The sequence below is a fragment of the Flavobacterium chilense genome, from assembly GCF_001602525.1.
Lineage (GTDB): Bacteria > Bacteroidota > Bacteroidia > Flavobacteriales > Flavobacteriaceae > Flavobacterium > Flavobacterium chilense.
Genome location: NZ_LSYT01000010.1, coordinates 146224 through 165130, shown reverse-complemented (window position 1 = coordinate 165130; position 18907 = coordinate 146224). Strand labels below are relative to the sequence as shown.

General features: G+C 33.7%; 17 protein-coding genes and 3 tRNA genes. 15 read left to right on the top strand and 5 right to left on the bottom strand.

All coding sequences use genetic code 11. The annotated features are described in order from the left end of the window. The first annotated feature begins 73 nt into the window (after positions 1–73). The 7 genes from A4F88_RS21310 to A4F88_RS21280 all read left to right on the top strand — a co-directional run bounded on the left by A4F88_RS21310 (position 74) and on the right by A4F88_RS21280 (position 7379). A tRNA-Asp gene (locus A4F88_RS21310) sits at positions 74–147 on the top strand. 704 nt (positions 148–851) lie between these two features. Then, positions 852–925, top strand: a tRNA-Asp gene (locus tag A4F88_RS21305). Between the two features lie 263 nt (positions 926–1188). Next, the gene (locus tag A4F88_RS21300; protein WP_068844786.1) at positions 1189–2013 is read left to right on the top strand and encodes a helix-turn-helix transcriptional regulator; all 825 of its coding nucleotides are present in this window, start codon (positions 1189–1191) and stop codon (positions 2011–2013) included. A gap of 378 nt (positions 2014–2391) precedes the next feature. Then, complete coding sequence (locus A4F88_RS21295; RefSeq protein WP_068844785.1) at positions 2392–3747, top strand: TolC family protein; 1356 nt, start codon at positions 2392–2394, stop codon at positions 3745–3747. A 69-nt stretch (positions 3748–3816) separates the two neighbouring features. Further along, positions 3817–4866 carry an HlyD family secretion protein gene (locus A4F88_RS21290; RefSeq protein WP_068844784.1) on the top strand — a complete coding sequence of 350 codons (1050 nt, stop codon included), beginning with the start codon at positions 3817–3819 and terminating at the stop codon, positions 4864–4866. A 1-nt stretch (position 4867) separates the two neighbouring features. Then, entirely contained in the window at positions 4868–6451 is a 1584-nt protein-coding gene (locus A4F88_RS21285; protein ID WP_068844783.1) for an MFS transporter, read from the top strand. Positions 6452–6716: 265 nt separating this feature from the next. After that, positions 6717–7379 (top strand): HAD family hydrolase, encoded by a 663-nt coding sequence (locus A4F88_RS21280; RefSeq protein ID WP_068844782.1) that lies wholly within the window; start codon positions 6717–6719, stop codon positions 7377–7379. Positions 7380–7883: 504 nt separating this feature from the next. Here the strand turns inward: A4F88_RS21280 and A4F88_RS21270 are convergent. Both A4F88_RS21270 and A4F88_RS21265 read right to left on the bottom strand, forming a co-directional pair. Further along, the gene (locus A4F88_RS21270; RefSeq protein ID WP_162268806.1) at positions 7884–8198 is read right to left on the bottom strand and encodes a YcxB family protein; all 315 of its coding nucleotides are present in this window, start codon (positions 8196–8198) and stop codon (positions 7884–7886) included. 182 nt (positions 8199–8380) lie between these two features. After that, entirely contained in the window at positions 8381–8611 is a 231-nt protein-coding gene (locus tag A4F88_RS21265) for a helix-turn-helix domain-containing protein (RefSeq protein ID WP_068844779.1), read from the bottom strand. Between the two features lie 86 nt (positions 8612–8697). Here A4F88_RS21265 and A4F88_RS21260 point away from each other — a divergent pair, with 86 nt between their 5' ends. Beyond that, positions 8698–8931 (top strand): hypothetical protein, encoded by a 234-nt coding sequence (locus tag A4F88_RS21260; RefSeq protein WP_068844778.1) that lies wholly within the window; start codon positions 8698–8700, stop codon positions 8929–8931. Positions 8932–9126: 195 nt separating this feature from the next. Here A4F88_RS21260 and A4F88_RS21255 read toward each other — a convergent pair whose 3' ends face one another. Beyond that, positions 9127–9882, bottom strand: coding sequence for a hypothetical protein (locus A4F88_RS21255; RefSeq protein WP_143155074.1), 756 nt, complete (start codon positions 9880–9882; stop codon positions 9127–9129). A 224-nt stretch (positions 9883–10106) separates the two neighbouring features. Continuing rightward, a tRNA-Leu gene (locus A4F88_RS21250) sits at positions 10107–10188 on the bottom strand. A gap of 109 nt (positions 10189–10297) precedes the next feature. On the opposite strand from A4F88_RS21250, the gene A4F88_RS21245 reads away from it, so the two are divergent. The 5 genes from A4F88_RS21245 to A4F88_RS21225 all read left to right on the top strand — a co-directional run bounded on the left by A4F88_RS21245 (position 10298) and on the right by A4F88_RS21225 (position 14865). Then, positions 10298–11689: a dipeptidase gene (locus A4F88_RS21245; protein WP_068844776.1), complete on the top strand. Its 1392-nt coding sequence runs from the start codon at positions 10298–10300 to the stop codon at positions 11687–11689. Positions 11690–12189: 500 nt separating this feature from the next. Continuing rightward, positions 12190–12621, top strand: a complete 432-nt coding sequence (locus tag A4F88_RS21240; RefSeq protein WP_068844775.1) for a toxin-antitoxin system YwqK family antitoxin — start codon at positions 12190–12192, stop codon at positions 12619–12621. 170 nt (positions 12622–12791) lie between these two features. Continuing rightward, complete coding sequence (locus A4F88_RS21235; RefSeq protein WP_068844774.1) at positions 12792–13163, top strand: BlaI/MecI/CopY family transcriptional regulator; 372 nt, start codon at positions 12792–12794, stop codon at positions 13161–13163. After that, a complete protein-coding gene (locus A4F88_RS21230) occupies positions 13160–14386 on the top strand; it encodes a M56 family metallopeptidase (RefSeq protein WP_068844773.1) in 1227 nt (408 codons plus the stop codon). The genes A4F88_RS21235 and A4F88_RS21230 overlap by 4 nt, the downstream gene beginning before the upstream one ends. A 41-nt stretch (positions 14387–14427) precedes the next feature. Further along, on the top strand, positions 14428–14865 hold the full coding sequence (locus tag A4F88_RS21225; RefSeq protein ID WP_245179188.1) for an energy transducer TonB: 438 nt from the start codon (positions 14428–14430) through the stop codon (positions 14863–14865). A 143-nt stretch (positions 14866–15008) separates the two neighbouring features. Here the strand turns inward: A4F88_RS21225 and A4F88_RS21220 are convergent, their stop codons facing one another. Next, on the bottom strand, positions 15009–16373 hold the full coding sequence (locus A4F88_RS21220; RefSeq protein WP_068844771.1) for a saccharopine dehydrogenase family protein: 1365 nt from the start codon (positions 16371–16373) through the stop codon (positions 15009–15011). Positions 16374–16564: 191 nt separating this feature from the next. Here A4F88_RS21220 and A4F88_RS21215 point away from each other — a divergent pair, with 191 nt between their 5' ends. Both A4F88_RS21215 and pckA read left to right on the top strand, forming a co-directional pair. Beyond that, positions 16565–16951: a DUF423 domain-containing protein gene (locus A4F88_RS21215; RefSeq protein ID WP_068844770.1), complete on the top strand. Its 387-nt coding sequence runs from the start codon at positions 16565–16567 to the stop codon at positions 16949–16951. 300 nt (positions 16952–17251) lie between these two features. Beyond that, on the top strand, positions 17252–18856 hold the full coding sequence (gene pckA / locus A4F88_RS21210) for a phosphoenolpyruvate carboxykinase (ATP) (protein ID WP_068844769.1): 1605 nt from the start codon (positions 17252–17254) through the stop codon (positions 18854–18856). Positions 18857–18907 lie beyond the last annotated feature (51 nt).

Genomic DNA, 18907 nt, shown 5'->3' with positions numbered 1-18907 from the left:
ATTTTAATTTTTTTTACAAAAACACTTGCAGAAACGAAATTCTGTACTATCTTTGCAACCGCAATAACGCAGAGGTTTGGTAGTTCAGTTGGTTAGAATACATGCCTGTCACGCATGGGGTCGCGGGTTCGAGTCCCGTCCAGACCGCAATATTGGGAAAAGCCTTTCTGTTAAGAAAGGCTTTTTTGCCCAAATACGGTATCTAAGATTAGTTGTGTTGTTTTGCTACGACTTTGTAACTCGTAGCTGGTTTAGTAGTTAGACCAATGAAAAGCTTTCCACTTTTGTGGATGGCTTTTTTGATTTAAGACATATCGGTTTTTTTGTTTAACCGCAAAGAACACTAAGATTTACGCAAAGTTTGAAAAGGTATTTTTTAAAGAATGCAAAGTTCGCAAAGTTTTCAATTTAGAAAGTTTTGCGATTTTTTTTGTTTAATTCTATTCTAAAGCACAGTTTGTCATTCTGAGGAACGAAGAATCTCAACAAGTAACTCTAGATTTTCTATTTATAATATTAAAACATAGCCCGTGGTTTCAACCACGGGAACACAATGTATATAAATACGTCTCCCGTGGTTGAAACCACGGGCTATGTTTAGTAATATGATAGATGTTTGATGTTTTTAACGCAAAGGTTCGCAAAGCTATATTTAAGCTTTGCGAACCTTTGCATTTTTACTTTATGTACCTTGTGATTAAGAAAAAGAAAGAAAGTTCTTCTTTTTTGGTTTGCTTGTCAATTTTTAAAATATTGGAATTTAACCAATTAAAAATTTCTCAATTTTTATTCCTAAAAACCCTTGCAGAATCCAACTTCTGTTGTATTTTTGCACTCACAATAACGCAGTAGGTTTGGTAGTTCAGTTGGTTAGAATACATGCCTGTCACGCATGGGGTCGCGGGTTCGAGTCCCGTCCAGACCGCAATATTGAAAGAAGCCTTTCTTAACGGAAAGGCTTTTTTGTTTTTATATTTTAAAGTTCAACCGCAAAGTACGCCAGGTTTAATTTTACTTTATGCATAGAAAACACAAAGTTCGCAAAGCTAGATCAACACAAAGCTTTGCGAACTTTGTATTTTTTAAAAGTATGCTTTAAAATCTTAGTGTACTTTGCGGTTAAATCAGCGCTATTTTATATCCTTAACGATTTATTTCTTCTTATATTTATACGTCATTATTACTTCAATGGAACATTCCGGTCAGAAATTAGACAAGTATTACATTAAGAAAGTAGATGCTGATAAAAAAAGCATTTATTGTCACCACGATTTGATGGGAGAATTATTTGTGCCGCCACATAAACATGATAAAGCACAAATGCTCTATGCCGAAGGCGATGTTGTTTTTGTAACCACCGAAACCAAAACGTATTTTTTACCGGCAAGACATTTTATCTGGATTCCGAGTGGAGTAGAGCACAGTATTGAACCGAAGTCGGAAAGTGTGACCATGCGAAATTTGTATTTTCCGGTCGAAAAAGACGAAGATGACTTTTATAAAGTAGAAGGAATCTATCCAGTCAATAATTTATTGCTGCAAATGATGCTTTTTACCAATCGATGGAATGGAGACCTTAAAAAAGGAACTCCAAATTTTGCCATTGCCAAAGCTATAAAAGCGATTCTGCCTCAAATTTGCACCAATAATTTACCTTTAGAATTACCACAGCCCAAAGACAAACGACTTAGTAAAATTCTGCGTTATATCGAGAACAATCTGGGCGAAACGATTCTGTTTGCCGATGTTGCCCACGAATTTGGATACAGCGAACGCTCTTTGTACCGCTTGTTTCAAAAAGATCTGGGCATGTCATTCATTCAGTACTATACCATTCGAAGAATCCTCAAAGCAATCGAACTTTTATTAGAAAGAAAACTTTCGGTAAAAGAGGTAGCCGAAGAAGTTGGTTATAATAGTGTTCCGACTTTCAGCAATACTTTCTTCAAGATTTTAGGCCAAAGACCTTCCGATTATTTAAACGGAGAAGAAATTTTAGAACGAGGTAAATAGATATTTTTGTTTCACGCAGATTTTAATAGATTTTAGCTGATTTTGCAGATTCTTTTTTTTCATGCGTAAAAAAAAAAATTCTCGCAGATTCCGCAGATTTGAGAGATTTTTTTAAATGCTTTATAATCTGCACAATCTGACAAATCTGCAAGAGTAAAAAGAAAAATCTGCACGCATCTGCTAGAATCTATTAAAATCTGCGTGAAATATCATAATCAAACTTTTTTTTGTAATTAATTGTATCTTAGTGTTTTAATATAACGTTTTCGGAAAACACTATTTTAACATTTGTCCGAAATGAATACGTTATTGACTTTTTAGAATTATCAGTCAATAGAAAAATGAAGGAACTTTGCATCATCAAATATTAATGTATTCATGTTCCTTAAAACAACAAATTCTACAGACGATTGTTTTCCCAAAATCCTGCTGTTATTCTTAATTGTATTAGCATTCAATGGCTTACAAGCGCAGGAAGTTCATTCGGTTTCATTAAAAGAAGCAATGAAACTTGCCAAAGAAAACAACAAAAAAATCCTTAGATCTCAATTGGAGATTACGCTCTCGGAGCAAAACATCAAAGAAAGAAAAGACCTCCGACTTCCGGATGTACAGCTAAATGGTATGTATTCCAGAATTACAAACATTACCGAATTTAAAGGAAGCGGATTCTTAAAAGACAAAGAAGTAACTCCGGCTATTCCTGAAATTTACGAGGTGAATTCGACCTTTAAAATGCCAATTTATGCCGGAAATAAGATTAATAACGCTATTAAAATTGCCAATCAGGAAAGTGAAATTGCCAAAATAAAAACAGAAAAGACCGAAAATGATGTCGAGCTTGAAGTAGTGGCAAACTATCTGGCGATTTATAAAATGATGGAGCTTCAGAAGATTTTTGAAGAAAACATTAAAGAAGAAAAAAGCCGACTGAAAGAAGTACAATCGCTTCAAAAACACGGAACGGTTACCAAAAATGAAGTCATTAGAGCCGAATTACAGCTTTCGGATCGTGAGTTGAATGCGCTTACAAACTCCAAAAACATAAAAATTGCGCTTCACGATCTGAAAACGCTGATTCAGATTCCGGAAAACGAAGAAATTGCGATTGATACAACGTCTAATCTGGACGAAATGAATGGTTTGGATCCATATGATTTTTATATGAATAAGGCTTTGCAAAACGAAGAAATGCGAATTGCCAGCCAGGAATTAAATATCCGTAAAACTGAACTTAAACTGGTTAAAGGAAATTATCTGCCAAGTGTTCATTTCTTCGGGAATTATGGGTTTTATTATCCTAACTACAAATTTTTCCCGCCAAATCCGTATTTGTACACTTTAGGACAAGTAGGTATCGAAGCCACTTTTGATCTTTCGTCTTTGTATAAAAACAAAACCAAAATGGATCAGGCAAATACCAGAATTAAGTGGCAGGAAATGCAGTCGGAAATTGTAAAAGAGGAAATTCAGGACAAGCTATACAAAGAACATACACAATATCAGGAAATCCTTGAAAAGTTTGTAGTAGTCGACAAAGCATTGGATTTAGCCAATGAAAATTACCGAATTGTAAAACTGAAATACTTAAACCAACTGGTTTTAATTACCGAAATGGTTGATGCTGATAATGCTTTGCTTCAGGCGAAATACAATAAAATTTCTACGCGATTGGATGCTGTTTTAAAACATTACGAGCTGCTTCATACGGCTGGGATTATGCCTCAGAGTTAAGAGTTTTTAGAAGAAAGAAGCAAGAGACAAGATTTAGAAAATAGAAAATAGACAAAAGATATAGAGTTTATGGTTAAGATAAAAAATGAAACTAGAAGAAACAGAACGTTTCATATATTAATAACAATTATTGCGTGTGCGCTTGTGGTAAGCGGGGTTATTTTAGGGATTTGGTTTTATGTGTTCAACAGAAACCACGAAGAAACTAATGACGCTCAGGTCGAACAATATGTTACGCCAATTATGTCGCGTATTACGGGTTATGTGCAGGAAGTTCGTTTTAACGAAAACCAGTTTGTGCATAAAGGAGATACTTTGGTTGTGATTGACAATCGTGAGTACAAATCAAAATTGAATGTGGCTCTTGCCGATGTTCAAAACGCACAACAAAGCAGTGTTGTGGCGCAAAAAAATGCAGTTACAACAGCAAGTGCAACAGCCATTAACGAATCGCAGTTAGAAGGCGCAAAATCGAATCTTTGGAAAACAAAACTCGAATACGAAAGATATAAAGCTTTGGTAAAAGACGAAGCAGCAACTTCTCAACAATTAGAGAAAGTAAAAGCCGATTACGAATCGGCACAGGCGCATTTTGAAGAAATGAAAAACAGAATTCATTCTGCAACTTTAAGTACTTCTGTTGCCGAAGCGAATGTGCCTACAACACAAACCAATATTGCATCAAAACAAGCTGTAGCAGATAATGCTGCATTGTTTCTTTCGTACACAATTATTACAGCACCTTATGATGGCTGGGTTGGAAAAAGAACTTTACAACCGGGACAATTGGTAAAAGAAGGACAATCTCTGCTTTCGATAGTAAGCAAAGAAAAATGGATTACAGCCAATTTTAAAGAAACGCAATTGCAGTATTTAACCGTTGGGCAGGAAGTAGAAATTAAAGCCGATGCTTTGAGCGACAAAACATTTATAGGCACAATTGCTTCTTTATCGCCTGCGAGCGGGGCAAGATTCTCACTGCTTCCTCCGGACAATGCAACCGGAAACTTCGTAAAAATCGAACAAAGAATTCCGGTTAGAATTCAGTTAAAAGAAACCGACAAACAAACCGATTTTTTAAGAGCGGGAATGAATATCACTGTGATCGCAGCACACTAAAATGGAAGATAAAAGTATTTTTAAATCCTGGGTTCCCAAATGGGCAATCATTATTATTTTGTTTGTTTGCCTTTTGCATTCCATGATTTTATTGGGAGTTTATACTTCAAACGTAACGTATGCGGCAAGTTTTCTGGACATTGAACCCGAAGATTTGCAGTTTGCGATGTGCGTTACATACGGAACTTTGCTGGCAACGATTTTGATCGAAAGTCGATTTTCGAGTTTTTTTCCTGCAAAAAATTACCTGATGGCAGTGTATTCCTTAATTGGAATTACAATTATTTCATCGGCGTATATTACCAATTTTTATCTTTTTTTATTGCTGAGAGTGGCCGAGGGAATCTTAATGGCGCTTCCGGTAATCACAATCAGACAATTATTGATCGAACAGTTTCATTCTAAAAATGCCATTATCATTGGTTTCTCTTTTTATTATGGTTCGCTTTTATTGTCAACGCCTTTTATCATGAATATTGCGGTTTGGTTTCTTGATCATTACGACTGGAAATACATGCTGTATGTTTCGGGCGGATTACAGGTTCTGAATGTCTTTTTAATCTTAGTTACTTTTCGTGGGCACCGCATTACAAAGAAAATCCCGTTGTATCAAATCGACTGGATCAGTTATTTTTTGGTTTTAACTGCCATTCTTTGCGGTGCTTATTTTTTTGTTTATGCCGAAAAAAAATATTGGTTTGAGTCTTCACACATGGTTGTAATGTTGATGATTGCCCTGATTACAGGCGGATTATTCATCTTTAAAGAACTTTTGGTAAAAAGACCTACTTTTGATTTTGAAGTTTTTAAATACGCCAATCTTCGAATCGGGTTTTTATTGTTCTTCCTTTTTTACATCAGCAGGGCAACGCTGAGTCTTTGTCATTCGGCGATGTTTTCGATCTGGAACTGGGATCCGTCGCGTGTTGCGGGCGTACAATATATTAACGGACTAGGAAATGTAATTGGGTTAATTCTGGCAGCTTATTTTCTGATGAAATCCGTTTCGACCAAAGTTATTTTTCTGATTGGTTTTTCACTCATTGCATTGTTTCATTTTTGGTTTACGTTTCTGTTTGTGCCCGATGTGGCTTTGTCAGATATCATCATTCCGTATGTTTTACAAGGCATTGGAGTAGGGTTTTTATTCGTTCCGTTAATCTTGTTTACCACATCATCGGTTCCGGCAAAAATGGCGGTTTCTTCGGGAATTGTTGGAGTTTCGGGACGTTTTTGGGGAAGTACAATTGGGTTTTGTGTGATGCAAAATGCAACCGTATTTTTGAACAAAAAACACTTTTTAAAATTAAGTCAGTTTGTAACCGGCGAAAATCCCGAAGCACAACAAACAATAACTGCAACAGCTCAGAGTTTTATGGCAAAAGGATATTCTGCAGATAATGCAAATACTCTGGCCTTGAAAAAAGTCTTCGGAACAGTTGCTAAACAAGCCACTTTACTAGCCGATATGGAGATTTATACCATTGTAGGTTATGGTTTGCTGGTTTTGATTGTTCTGATTGCCTGTAACCAACATTTAAGACAAACAATGACTTTGGTTAAAAGTAAAATTTGGATTGGGTAGAGAATTAATCTCGCAAAGTTTTGTTTCACGCAGATTTTAAAAAGATTTAAGCAGATAAACGCAGATAATTATTAAAATTGAATCTGCTAAAATCTTTTTAAAATCTGCGTTAAAAAATCCTTTAAATCTTATTAATCTGTGGCTTTAAAATAAATCTTTGCGACTTCGCGACTTTGCGGCATTCAAAAAAAACTCTACGAAAAATCTCTGTGCAACTCTGCGGAAAAACTTATCTTGCAACCGTTAAAAAAACAAAAAATACAGAATGAAACAGCAATGTGTAATTTTTGATATGGATGGCGTGATTTCGCATACCAATCCGCATCATGTCAAGGCTTTTGAGGCGTTTTTCGATAAATATAATGTTCCGTATACCAACGAAGAGTTTGAAGAACATATGTACGGAAAACATAACAGTTATATCATGTCACATTTCTTCAAGCGTCCAATTGCGGGAGAAGAACTCATAAAACTAGAAGACGAAAAAGAAGGAATGTTTCGTGAAATTTACAAAGACAAAGTCGATACGATTCCGCATTATCTGGATTTTTTAAGCGAATTAAAATCTCGCGGATTTAAAACAGCTGTAGCAACATCGGCACCACGTGCAAATTTGGATTTGATCATCAATACCCTGAAAATTGCCGACAAAATGGATTCGATGATGTCAAGCGAAGATGTTACGTTTCATAAACCCAATCCCGAAGTATATCTAAAATCAGCAGAACGTGTGGGAGTTTCTCCGTTTGATTGTGTGGTTTTCGAAGATTCTTTCTCGGGTGCTACAGCAGGATTAAATGCCGGAATGAAGGTGGTTGGTGTTTTGAGTACACATACAAAAGAGGAACTTCCGCCATGTGATTTTTATATTAATGATTATAGTGAAATTAATGTCGATAAGATTCTGGAGCTTTTGGGTGAAAAGTGATTTTTGAAAAATAAAAAGCGAATGGAGAAATTTTAAAACCATATAAGAAATATAAGTTCATTTAAACAGGAAGAACCTTTGTTAAAGTTTTAAACTTTGATAAAGGTTTTTTTTATGTTTGAAAGAGAAAGGCTTTAGCCGAAAATTATGCAATGTCTAGTGCTATTGCAATCATTAATCCTGCAATTAAAAGGAAAACGGATGCGCTTAAGAGAAACCATAATATTTTTGGCAGAAGTTTTATTTTTAAATACCTGATAATTGAAATTGAATTGGCTAAAGAAAAAAAGAACATTAAAAAGCAAACAATTATACAACCAACACTTCCATAGGCATATATCCAGGTACCTCTAAAATTCTCAAGATAACGTTTTATTAAACAGCTTAAAATAAACAAAGCAGGAATTGCAATTGCAAATTTTTGTGTTTCATCAAGATTCCTGAACTTTTTCAATGTAGTGTTGGGTTAATTTTGTTTTAAAGCAAAAAGATTCTAACTGAAATTTAGCTGTTTTTAATCTTCAAAAACACTTCATTTCTAAACCAATTTTCATCTTCCTGAGTTTCAAAAATTCGCTTTGGAAAGTATAAACATTGAGCTTTTGAAATGTACAAGAGGTAAAGATCTTTTAATTCTAAAACTTTTATAAAACTTTTTATAGCGACTGTACCTTCAGATATTTCTCCCATGTTTGAAATGATTCTATCAGTAAAAATTTCATATTGCCTTTCAGTAAAAAAAATCTTGTTTTCTTTTGAATTTGCAAATCTCCAATATATAAAAATCATGTAAAGAGGAAATAGAAAACCAAAAACCATAACAGAAGAGTTAAGATAATTTTTGTTGTTACTAAAAAGAATAGCAACAGAAAGTGTTAACATAAAAGCAAATGAAAGCCATTGTTTTTTTAATAAAATTCTAAGAATAAACGAAAAGTATTCTTTTTTAGTAAGTTGAAATTTTTTGGTTTTAATCATTGATAGTTTGCAAAATTAAGCTTCTATTTTAAAGGAAAATCAAACAATTCTTTAGGCTCAACATCTAAAGCGTTTGCAATTTTTATAAGAGTTTTTACAGTAGTATTTATTTCAGCTCTTTCTATTCTTCCTACTTGATTTTGAGTGATACTGCAATCATCAGCTAAGTCTTGTTGAGACATGCCTTTCTTTTCACGTAATTGCCTAACATGAATTCCTAGATTTGCAATAAAAGTTTCTTCTGAAATATTCATATTTCAAAAGTGATAAGATTTATTTTTCAATTACACCCATGTATGGGTGTAATTTACTATATTTGACACATCTAAAAAATAAGACAATGATTACAGAAAGCCTTTCAAAAGAAGTTGAAGCCAGACTAAAAGATTTTTTAATCAATATTATTGAGCCAAAAGATTTGGCAAAGATGATACGACAAGTAAATTATACGCTTTCATTATGTTCTATGCGAGGTTGTGAAACTTTAGCATCTGAAGGGAAAAACATTGAAGATAATTATTATTGGCTCAATAAATTCGCGGAACTTCTTGATCCTTATTTAGATGTTGAGTGAAGTGAGGTTTTTACGTTTAGTTTGTCATTCCGAGGAACGAGGAATCTTCGCAAGAAATTCCATAAAGAAAAGCGCCAATCTTTGCCTATCTGCGCGTGAGATTCCTCGTTCCTCGGAATGACAAGATTGAGGTTAATCTGTGTGGTTTTCGGCGAAAGCTTTAGGAAATTTAAAAAGCTTTTGTTTAAGTTGTAACTATCGCATCCATCCTTCAATTTTATAATTTTTGGCAAATAATTTTATTTCTTTTTTGCCATTATCAGGTTTAAACCAAACTTCAAATCTTGCTGCGTATGGTTGTCCCCAATCGCCTTCGTAGATTGTAAAATGATTGCTAGTGCCATACTTTTTTATATTGTCTGTAGGGTTGTAAACGCTAATTGCAGTTCGTTTTGGAAGACTTTCATCCGAGAGTGATATGTTTTGAGTAATTTCAAAAGCTTTCAGGTAAATTGTACCACTTTCTATTTTTCCAATCCAAAAATCATATTCATAAAGTCCGGGTTGAAATGAATTATACAATTGAAATTCTGTTTTTTTTACAATTTTATTTGTAATGCTGTCAGGCTTTTTTTCGTCTTGGTTTATACCAGATTCCATGTCAACAGGATTGCTAATTTGTATGTTTTTTGGGATTTTTAGATTTTCTGCCCAAGTGTCGGGTTTGTCTTGCTCAATAAAAGATATCATAATGACGAAAATGATACCAATAAATATTGTCCCAACGAATAATAATAAAGTAAAGATTGTTTTAAGCCATTCCTTTTTTGATAATTGGTAAAATGCTGAAATTAATAAACTTAATAATCCGAAACAGAATATTGTAAAAGAGATATCTTCGAAGGTGGGATTGTTGAAAGTGTTAGATATTATTAATAGTATGGTAGAAGTAATCCAAAAGAGTATTGGTTTCCACCAGCTGTTAAAGAAACTTGAAAGATATTTTATCATAATTGTTTTAGTTCTTCTTTTGTGTCACGAATCTAAATTAAAAAAGAATGACAAACTAAATTTTGTTATTACGATAAAGTAAATGATTCTTTGAAGGTTTTATAAAGAGTTGCAGAGGAATAAATTATATTGTAGGGATGGGTTTTGATCCATTTTGTTTAGTAATTTCGATAAGAATCGAGTCTAAAACAAAAAAGCTTCTGATTTCTCAGAAGCTTTTTCAGTGCGGATAATAGGACTCGAACCTACACGCCTTGCGGCACCAGATCCTAAGTCTGGCATGTCTACCAATTTCACCATATCCGCTCAATTGTGGGTGCAAAGATAAGCATACTTTCGAATATTCAAAGAAAAATTTCAAAAAAATTATTAATTCTCTTTTTTGTACTTTTGGTTTTCTATAAAAATAATTTAAATGGAAAATATTAAGTCCTACGTTCAACAACATAAAGATCGGTTTATCAATGAATTGATCGAATTATTAAAGATTCCGTCGGTAAGTGCTGACACTGCATACTCACAAGATGTTATCGACACAGCCGAAGCTGTAAAAGAAAGTTTATCTAAAGCAGGTTGCGATTTAGTCGAAGTTTGCGATACTCCGGGTTACCCAATTATTTACGGAGAGAAAATAATCGATCCAAATTTACCAACTGTTTTGGTTTACGGACACTACGATGTTCAACCGCCAGATCCATTAGAATTATGGACTTCACCACCATTTGAACCTGTTATTAAAACTACAGAAATTCATCCTGAAGGCGCTATTTTTGCCCGTGGAGCATGCGACGACAAAGGACAAATGTACATGCATGTAAAAGCACTGGAATATATGGTACAAAGCAATACTTTGCCTTGTAACGTAAAATTCATGATCGAAGGAGAAGAAGAAGTAGGTTCTGCAAGTTTAGCCTGGTTCGTAGAACGCAATCAGGAAAAACTAAAAAATGACGTTATCTTGATTTCAGATACCGGAATGATCTCTAATCAGCAACCATCTATCACAACAGGTTTACGTGGTTTAAGTTATGTAGAGGTAGAAGTTACAGGTCCAAACCGCGATTTGCATTCAGGTTTATACGGTGGAGCAGTAGCAAACCCAATTAATGTTTTGGCAAAAATGATTGCTTCACTTCATGACGAAGACAATCACATTACTATTCCGGGTTTCTATGACAAAGTTCAGGAATTATCTGCTGAGGAAAGAGCCGAAATGGCAAAAGCACCTTTTAGCTTAGAAAAATATAAAAAAGCCTTAGATTTAAACGATGTTTATGGCGAAAAAGGATATGTAACAAACGAACGCAACTCAATTCGTCCAACATTAGATGTAAACGGAATCTGGGGCGGATATCAGGGAGAAGGAGCAAAAACCGTTATTGCAAGTAAAGCATTTGCTAAAATCTCCATGCGTTTAGTTCCAAATCAGGATTGGGAAGAAATCACAGAATTGTTCACAAAACATTTTACCAGTATTGCACCAGCAGGAGTAAAGGTAAAAGTTTCACCACATCACGGAGGACAAGGTTATGTAACGCCAATTGACAGTATTGGATATCAGGCAGCAAACAAAGCCTATACAGAAACGTTTGGAGTTCCTGCAATTCCGGTTCGTTCAGGCGGAAGTATTCCAATTGTAGCTTTATTCGAAAAAGAATTAAAAAGCAAAACAATCCTTATGGGCTTTGGTTTAGATAGCGATGCCATCCATTCGCCAAATGAACATTTTGGAATCTTCAATTACTTAAAAGGAATAGAAACTATTCCGTTATTTTACAAATATTTTGTAGAGCTTTCTTCTAAGTAATTTTTTAACTGCAAAGAATACAAAGGTTTACGCAAAGTTCGCTATGTTTTTTAGCGAGATTTTATAAAAGTTCGCAAAGCTTCATCAGGTGGCTTTGCGAACTTTGCGTTTATAAACTTAACCTAAAAAAAACTTGCGTTCTTTGCAGTTAAATAAAATGACCACAAAGAAGTGACAAGTTTTTTAAGGTGTAAATCCGTTCAGAAATGAGCGGATTTTTTTTGAAAAGTTCAAAGGTTTTTTCAATTGCCTCCAGCTTTAGCTTGGGGCAATTTATTTAGGATTATTCTCTGTTTCTTGGAATTTTATTTTCAGAATCTTTGTCAAAGTTTTAAGCTTTGACAAAGAAGGAAAAGACCTTTGTTTCTTTGAATCTCTGCCTCTTTGAACCTAAAACCTTAGTCCCTTAGTAACTTAGAATCTTAGAACCTTTAAAAAAAAACTTGCGTATTTAAAATTTAACTCTACATTTGTAGAAACAAATCTATAATTGTAGAGCAATGATGAGTTTAAAAAAACTTTTTTTATTATTTATTTGCTGTTCAATGCTTTTGAGTTGTAAAAGCAAACCTGTCAATCAGAAAATTGAAAAGAAAAAAGAAGGTGTTTGGATTGATACCTATTCGCAAGACGGAACTGATTATAAATCGTATGAATATTACAAAAAAGATCTTCCGGTAAAAAAGTGGAAATCCTACATTAACGGAAAAATCTACAAAACCGAAAAATACAAAAACGGAATCTGTATGGTGAAATATTATTATGAAAACGGAAAAGTACAATCAAAAGGAAAAACAAAAATCGAAGTGAATGCCGTAGAAACGCATTGGTTTTATTTTGGAGATTGGAAATTTTATACCGATAAAGGAAAACTAACCGAAATTAAAAAGTATGATAACGGCGAGTTGATTTCTGAAAAGAATAAAGAATAAAGAATAAAGAATAAAGAATAAAGAATAAAGAATAAAGAATAAAGAATAAAGAATAAAGAATAAAGAATAAAGAATAAAGAATTGGTGTTAAATACACAGTGAAAATTATTTTAATCTGTGAGAAAAAAACTCAGAACCTTAGAATCCTAGCAACTTAGAACCTCAAAAAAATGCAACTATCAAATTCAGAAGAACAATTAATGGAACATTTATGGAAACTTGAAAAAGCTTTCATGAAGGATTTGCTTGAAGCGTATCCGGAACCAAAACCGGCAACAACAACCGTTGCCACGCTTTTGAAACGAATGATCGATAAGAAATTCGTAGCCTATAATGAATTCGGGAATTCGAGAGAATATTATCCTCTAGTCGAAAAAACGGTTTATTTCTCGAAACATGTCAACGGATTAATTAGCAATTTCTTTAATAATTCGGCTTCCCAATTTGCTTCTTTTTTTACAAAAGAAACCAATTTATCGACTTCGGAACTGGAAGAACTTAGAAAAATAATCGATTCGGAAATTCAAAAAAAGAAAAAATGATACTTTATCTTTTAAAATCAGGAATACTGCTTTTGATTTTTTATGCAGTATATAAATTATGGCTGGAGAACGAAAAAATGTTTCGTTTTAATCGTGCTTATTTGTTGGGGAGTTTGGTTTTTAGCTTTGTAATTCCGCTGCAAATTATTTCGTTTCAATCTGCTTTTTCCAATAAAACAGGATTAATTCAATTGAATGAATTGGTGATTCAAAAAAGTAATGAAAGTCTAGCTGCTATTTCATTCAATGATATTGTTATGATTTTAATTGTTATTGTTTATGCTGTAGTAGTTTTAGTATTAACAGCTCGTTTTTTCTTTGGATTGTATTCGTTTTACAAGCGCATAAAAACAAATGAAGTACAAATTATAAAAGGCGAAAAAGTAGTTTTAATCAATGAGTCTATTTTGCCGCATTCTTTCTGGAAATCTATTTTTATCCATAAAGAAACATTCGAAAAGGGGGAAATACCATTAGAATTAATTGCGCACGAAAAAGCACATTTAAATCAAAAACATACTTTGGACATCCTTTTTATCGAAGTTTTGCAAATTGTGTTTTGGTTTAATCCATTGCTTTTACTTTATAAAAAAGCAATCAAACTCAACCATGAATTTCTGGCTGATGAAGCTGTAAATAAACAGTTTGATTCTGTTAAAACATATCAGAATTTATTGTTGGATTTTGCTTCCAATAAAAATACAATTGCTCTGGCGAGTAATATCAATTATTTAATAACCAAAAAACGATTACTTATGATGACCAAAAAAGAATCTCCGATTAAAATTGTATTAAAAGTATTTAGTGTAGGTGTAGTTTATGCTTTGTTATTGTTTATGTTCAGTACAAAAACAATGGCTCAAACTGAAAAAAACGGACCCAAAAAATCTGATGGATTCACTGTTAGTTATGATACAGCAAGTGTAAAAGAGCCTGAGTTTCCGGGTGGAATAGAAGAATTCTATAAATTTATTGGTAAAAACTTTAAAATGCCTTCAGAAGCATCAAAACACAATATTGACGGAAAGATACAAATGTCATTTTCGGTTGAAAAAGATGGAAGTCTGTCAGATTTTAAAGTTGTAAAAGATAGTGGTTTCGGGATAGGAGACGAGATAATTCGTGTATTGAAACTTTCTCCAAAATGGATACCGGCTTCTAAGGATGGAAATCCGGTAAAAGTGTCTTATGGTTTACCGGTAACAGTTAGACCGGACAAATAATGTTTTTTAGTGTAGTAAATAATAATTTTAATAATTCGATTATGATAATTAATATAAATCGGCAATTAAGGATAATGATCATGATTGCAATGATTTTTATTTCTGGTAAAAGTGGTGCGCAAAATGGTCATAATAAAGCTGAGTTTAAAGAGAAAGATATTTATGTCTTGGCAGAAGTTGAAAAATCGCCTGAATTTCCGGGCGGTATGACAGAGTTCTATAAGTTTATTGGTAAAAATTTTAAAATTCCATTGGAAGCGAGAAAAAACAATATAGAAGGAAAAGTATATATGCGTTTTGTTATTGAAAAAGATGGAAGTTTATCAGATGTTACAACACTAAAAGATCTGGGTTACGGAATAGGTAATGAGGCAATTCGTGTTTTGAAGCTTTCTCCAAAATGGACAGCTGCAACTCTACAGGGAAAAGCAGTTCGTGTGATGTATACTTTACCAATTATGGTTAATACTGATAAATAGGTGATAAAGAAACAACGTTACAAAGCCTTTGCAACTTTGATTTAAAATAAACCTTTAAAAATAAAAAAATCCGCTTCTAAATTTTAGAAGCGGATAAAATTAAAAACTAAAAAAAAAATCTAAAAAACTAACAAAACCGAACCTTAGAACAAGTCCGGATTATATCCAAAATAGGGCATATTTTGTTCGTTAAAAATCACCCCGTATTCTTCTAACTCTTCTAAAATGGGTAAATACACTTCTTTTCTTATCGGAAGCTGTACACCAGGAGTTGTTATTTTTCCGTTTAAAATCAATAAGGTTGCCATTGCAACTGGTAATCCAACCGTTTTTGCCATCGCAGTATAAGTCTGATCGTCGCCAATACAAACCATTTTTGAATCGATTTGCTGCTTTTTACCATTCAGTTCGTATCCAAATTTGTGATACATCACGATCATATCTTTATCATCAGGTTCTAAAGTCCAGCTGTCAGATAATATCTTTTCTAATATCTGAGCAGGAGTTGCATTGGGTAAATTTACTTTCTTGTTAGGATTAAATAAGTCCAATTCCAAAAGCTTATCCCACATAATATCATCCTGATCGATTTTTAAAATCAGTCTCGTTTTGATTTCTACAGAATCAGTTGGATGATACGGTAAAAACGAATTTACAAACTGGCGATAGCTCATGTTTTCTGAATCTTCCATGATATAACTGTCATCAGTCATCCCGAGCTGAACAAACATGTTCCAGGCCTTCGAGTAGCCCACTCTTCTAATCGTTCCGCGATATAAAGTCAGGATGTCATCTAAACCGTAAATCGATCTGTATTTAAGAGAATCCCTGTTAGAATAGGCTTCGAATTTTCCATAACCTTCAACTTCCAGAAACTCTGTTCTGCGAAATACAGTTCCGTAAGGGATATATTTATAAGTGCCTTCCTGAATAAACTTCGCCGCGCCGCCTTGTCCTGCTAAAACTACATTTCTGGGAGCCCAGGTAAATTTATAGTTCCAGAGGTTGTTGTCGCATTCCGGAGCGACCAATCCGCCGCAAAATGATTCAAAAAGCAACATATTGCCGCCTTTAGCTCTGATTTCATCAATGACTTTCATGGCGCTCATATGGTCGATTCCGGGATCAAGACCAATCTCATTCATGAAAATTAAGTTGTTTTTTCTGGCTTCTTCATCTAATGCCTGCATTGCATCGCTTATATAAGAAGCTGTAACAAGATGTTTTTTAAATTCCAGACAATCTTTAGCAATTTCGATATGCAAATGTGCCGGCAGCATCGAAATCACGATTGAAGCTTTTGCGATTGCTGCTTTTCTTTCTTCGGTATCAAAAATATTTAAAGCAATTGGAGTTGCGTTGGGATGTTTTTGCGTCTTTTTTTCGGCCAGGGCCAAAGATAAATCGGCTACAATAAGATGTAGATTTTCACTCTCTGATTTTGATAGTAAATAACGTATTAATGACGATGCAGATCTGCCTGCTCCAATTATTAAAATGCTTCTCATGTTTTAAATATATAACACAAATATATTAAATTGTTAAATATATAACAATTTTAATTTCTAAAAAATGCACTATTTTTTATTTTGAAGCTAAAATGTAACGGATATCTTTTTCCGAAATTTTTTTGAAAACAAAAAAGCTTTTTAATTCAGTTTAAAGTATTTTTGTGTAAAATTTGAAAAGTATAGAAACTATGAAAAGAAAATTTGTTTTAGCAGGAGCTTTTATGGGAATGTTAGCTATTATTTTGGGTGCTTTTGGTGCTCATTTACTGAAAAAATATTTATCTGTAGAAGAGTTAAATACTTTTGAAGTTGGCGTGCGTTATCAAATGTATCATGCCTTGTTTTTACTTTTTCTTTCTACCCGAAAAGACATTGCCGAAAAAACCTTAAAAACAATCTATAGTTTAGTTGTTGCAGGTGTAGTTCTTTTTAGCGGATCGATCTATTTATTAGCTACAAAAAGTCTTACAGTTTTCGATTTTAAAATTATCGTATTCGCAACACCTTTGGGTGGTTTTTTATTAATTATTGCCTGGGCAGCGTTATTTGTTACGATTTTGAAGAGAAAATCATAAAATACCGAATAAAAAATTCTATCTAAAAATTAATCTTTAATTTTGTCTCATAAATAACATATAATCTTATTTATGTGAATTTATTCTGTTTTTTACTTTAATACGTAAATTATATAACAAATTCATTTAGTGGATTATAGTAAAATAATTAAGAGGCAGTTATTTTTTTCTTTTGTTAATTTTAAAGGTTAAATTTTACTTAATTTGTATAAATAAAAGTGAAATTAAAATATTTTTAAAGGATTAACAATAAATTCTATAATTTTGCTTTGTATTAAACATCAACACAACTTAAAATTTATGGACAGTCACACAGTTTTCACGCAATCGATTTCGCTTAATGAACTAGGAATTGAAAATGCAAAAGTTCGCTACCAATTATCTGCTGATGAATTGCATGCGGTCACTTTGCAATCAGGCCAAGGTGTTGAGAACTCTACAGGCGCATTGGCAATTAATACGGGCGAATTTACAGGACGTTCTCCACAAGATCGTTTTATTGTAAGAGACAGTATTACCGAAGATCAGGTTTGGTGGGGAAATGTAAACATTCCTTTTTCACCTGAGGCTTTTGAAAAATTATATAATAAGGTTACTCAGTTTTTATCTAATAAAGAGGTCTTTGTTCGTGACTCTTACGTTTGTTCAGATCCAAATTACAGATTGAACGTTCGTGTGGTTACAGAAACAGCGTGGTCAAACTTGTTTTGCTACAATATGTTCTTAAGACCGGAAGAATCAGAATTAGCAAACTTTACTCCGGAATGGACTGTAATCTGTGCTCCAAGCTTTATGGCAGATCCTGCTGTAGATGGAACACGTCAGTCTAATTTTGCTATTTTAGATTTTACTAAAAAAATTGCCCTTATTGGCGGAACAGGATATACAGGAGAAATGAAAAAAGGAATTTTCTCTGCCTTAAATTTCATTTTACCGGTTTTCAAGAATACTTTACCAATGCACTGCAGTGCGAATGTTGGTGAAGACGGAGATACAGCTATTTTCTTTGGATTATCAGGAACAGGAAAAACAACCTTATCAGCAGATCCGGAACGTAAGTTAATTGGTGATGATGAGCATGGATGGACTGCAGAAAATACTGTTTTTAACTTTGAAGGCGGTTGTTATGCAAAAGTGATCAATTTAACCGAAGAAAATGAACCAGACATTTTTAGAGCAATTAAAAAAGGAGCTCTTTTAGAGAATGTTGTTTTCAAACCGGGAACAAACGAAGTTGATTATGATGATGTTTCGATCACACAAAATACACGTGTAAGTTATCCAATAACCCATATTGACAATATTCAACCGGGATCTATTGGACATAATCCTAAAAATATATTTTTCCTGACGGCAGATTCTTTCGGAATCCTGCCTCCAATTTCAAGATTAACTCCAGGTCAGGCAGCTTACCATTTTATCTCAGGTTATACTGCAAAAGTAGCTGGTACAGAAGCAGGAGTAACAGAACCACAACCTAACTTTTCGGCTTGTTTTGGCGCACCGTTTATGCCGTTACACCCAACTCGTTACGCTGAAATGTTAAGCAAAAAAATGAAAGATGCCGATGTAAAAGTTTGGTTAATTAACACAGGATGGACTGGTGGACCTTACGGAACAGGAAGCCGTATGAAATTGAAATACACCCGTGCCATGATTACTGCTGCATTAAAAGGAGAACTGGACAATGTAGAATATAAAAATCATAAAGTATTTGGAATCGCAAAACCACAATCTTGCCCGAATGTTCCAAGTGAAATTTTAAATCCACGAAATACTTGGGAAGATCCTGAGTTATACGATAAAAAAGCAGTTGAATTAGCTCAGAAATTTAAAGCTAATTTTGCCAAATTTGAAGAATTTGCAAACGCTGAAATCTTAGCCGGAGCACCGATTACAGAATAAGGAAGATTACTAATTCAAACTAAAAAAAGCTGTTCATTATGAACAGCTTTT

Bases quoted from the DNA above. Each gene is read 5' to 3' on its own strand.
- A4F88_RS21300 (WP_068844786.1), top strand. From the start codon at position 1,189: ATGGAACATTCCGGTCAGAAATTAGACAAGTATTACATTAAGAAAGTA.
- A4F88_RS21295 (WP_068844785.1), top strand. From the start codon at position 2,392: ATGTTCCTTAAAACAACAAATTCTACAGACGATTGTTTTCCCAAAATC.
- A4F88_RS21290 (WP_068844784.1), top strand. From the start codon at position 3,817: ATGGTTAAGATAAAAAATGAAACTAGAAGAAACAGAACGTTTCATATA.
- A4F88_RS21285 (WP_068844783.1), top strand. From the start codon at position 4,868: ATGGAAGATAAAAGTATTTTTAAATCCTGGGTTCCCAAATGGGCAATC.
- A4F88_RS21280 (WP_068844782.1), top strand. From the start codon at position 6,717: ATGAAACAGCAATGTGTAATTTTTGATATGGATGGCGTGATTTCGCAT.
- A4F88_RS21270 (WP_162268806.1), bottom strand. From the start codon at position 8,198: ATGGTTTTTGGTTTTCTATTTCCTCTTTACATGATTTTTATATATTGG.
- A4F88_RS21265 (WP_068844779.1), bottom strand. From the start codon at position 8,611: ATGAATATTTCAGAAGAAACTTTTATTGCAAATCTAGGAATTCATGTT.
- A4F88_RS21260 (WP_068844778.1), top strand. From the start codon at position 8,698: ATGATTACAGAAAGCCTTTCAAAAGAAGTTGAAGCCAGACTAAAAGAT.
- A4F88_RS21255 (WP_143155074.1), bottom strand. From the start codon at position 9,882: ATGATAAAATATCTTTCAAGTTTCTTTAACAGCTGGTGGAAACCAATA.
- A4F88_RS21245 (WP_068844776.1), top strand. From the start codon at position 10,298: ATGGAAAATATTAAGTCCTACGTTCAACAACATAAAGATCGGTTTATC.
- A4F88_RS21240 (WP_068844775.1), top strand. From the start codon at position 12,190: ATGATGAGTTTAAAAAAACTTTTTTTATTATTTATTTGCTGTTCAATG.
- A4F88_RS21235 (WP_068844774.1), top strand. From the start codon at position 12,792: ATGCAACTATCAAATTCAGAAGAACAATTAATGGAACATTTATGGAAA.
- A4F88_RS21230 (WP_068844773.1), top strand. From the start codon at position 13,160: ATGATACTTTATCTTTTAAAATCAGGAATACTGCTTTTGATTTTTTAT.
- A4F88_RS21225 (WP_245179188.1), top strand. From the start codon at position 14,428: ATGATAATTAATATAAATCGGCAATTAAGGATAATGATCATGATTGCA.
- A4F88_RS21220 (WP_068844771.1), bottom strand. From the start codon at position 16,373: ATGAGAAGCATTTTAATAATTGGAGCAGGCAGATCTGCATCGTCATTA.
- A4F88_RS21215 (WP_068844770.1), top strand. From the start codon at position 16,565: ATGAAAAGAAAATTTGTTTTAGCAGGAGCTTTTATGGGAATGTTAGCT.
- pckA (WP_068844769.1), top strand. From the start codon at position 17,252: ATGGACAGTCACACAGTTTTCACGCAATCGATTTCGCTTAATGAACTA.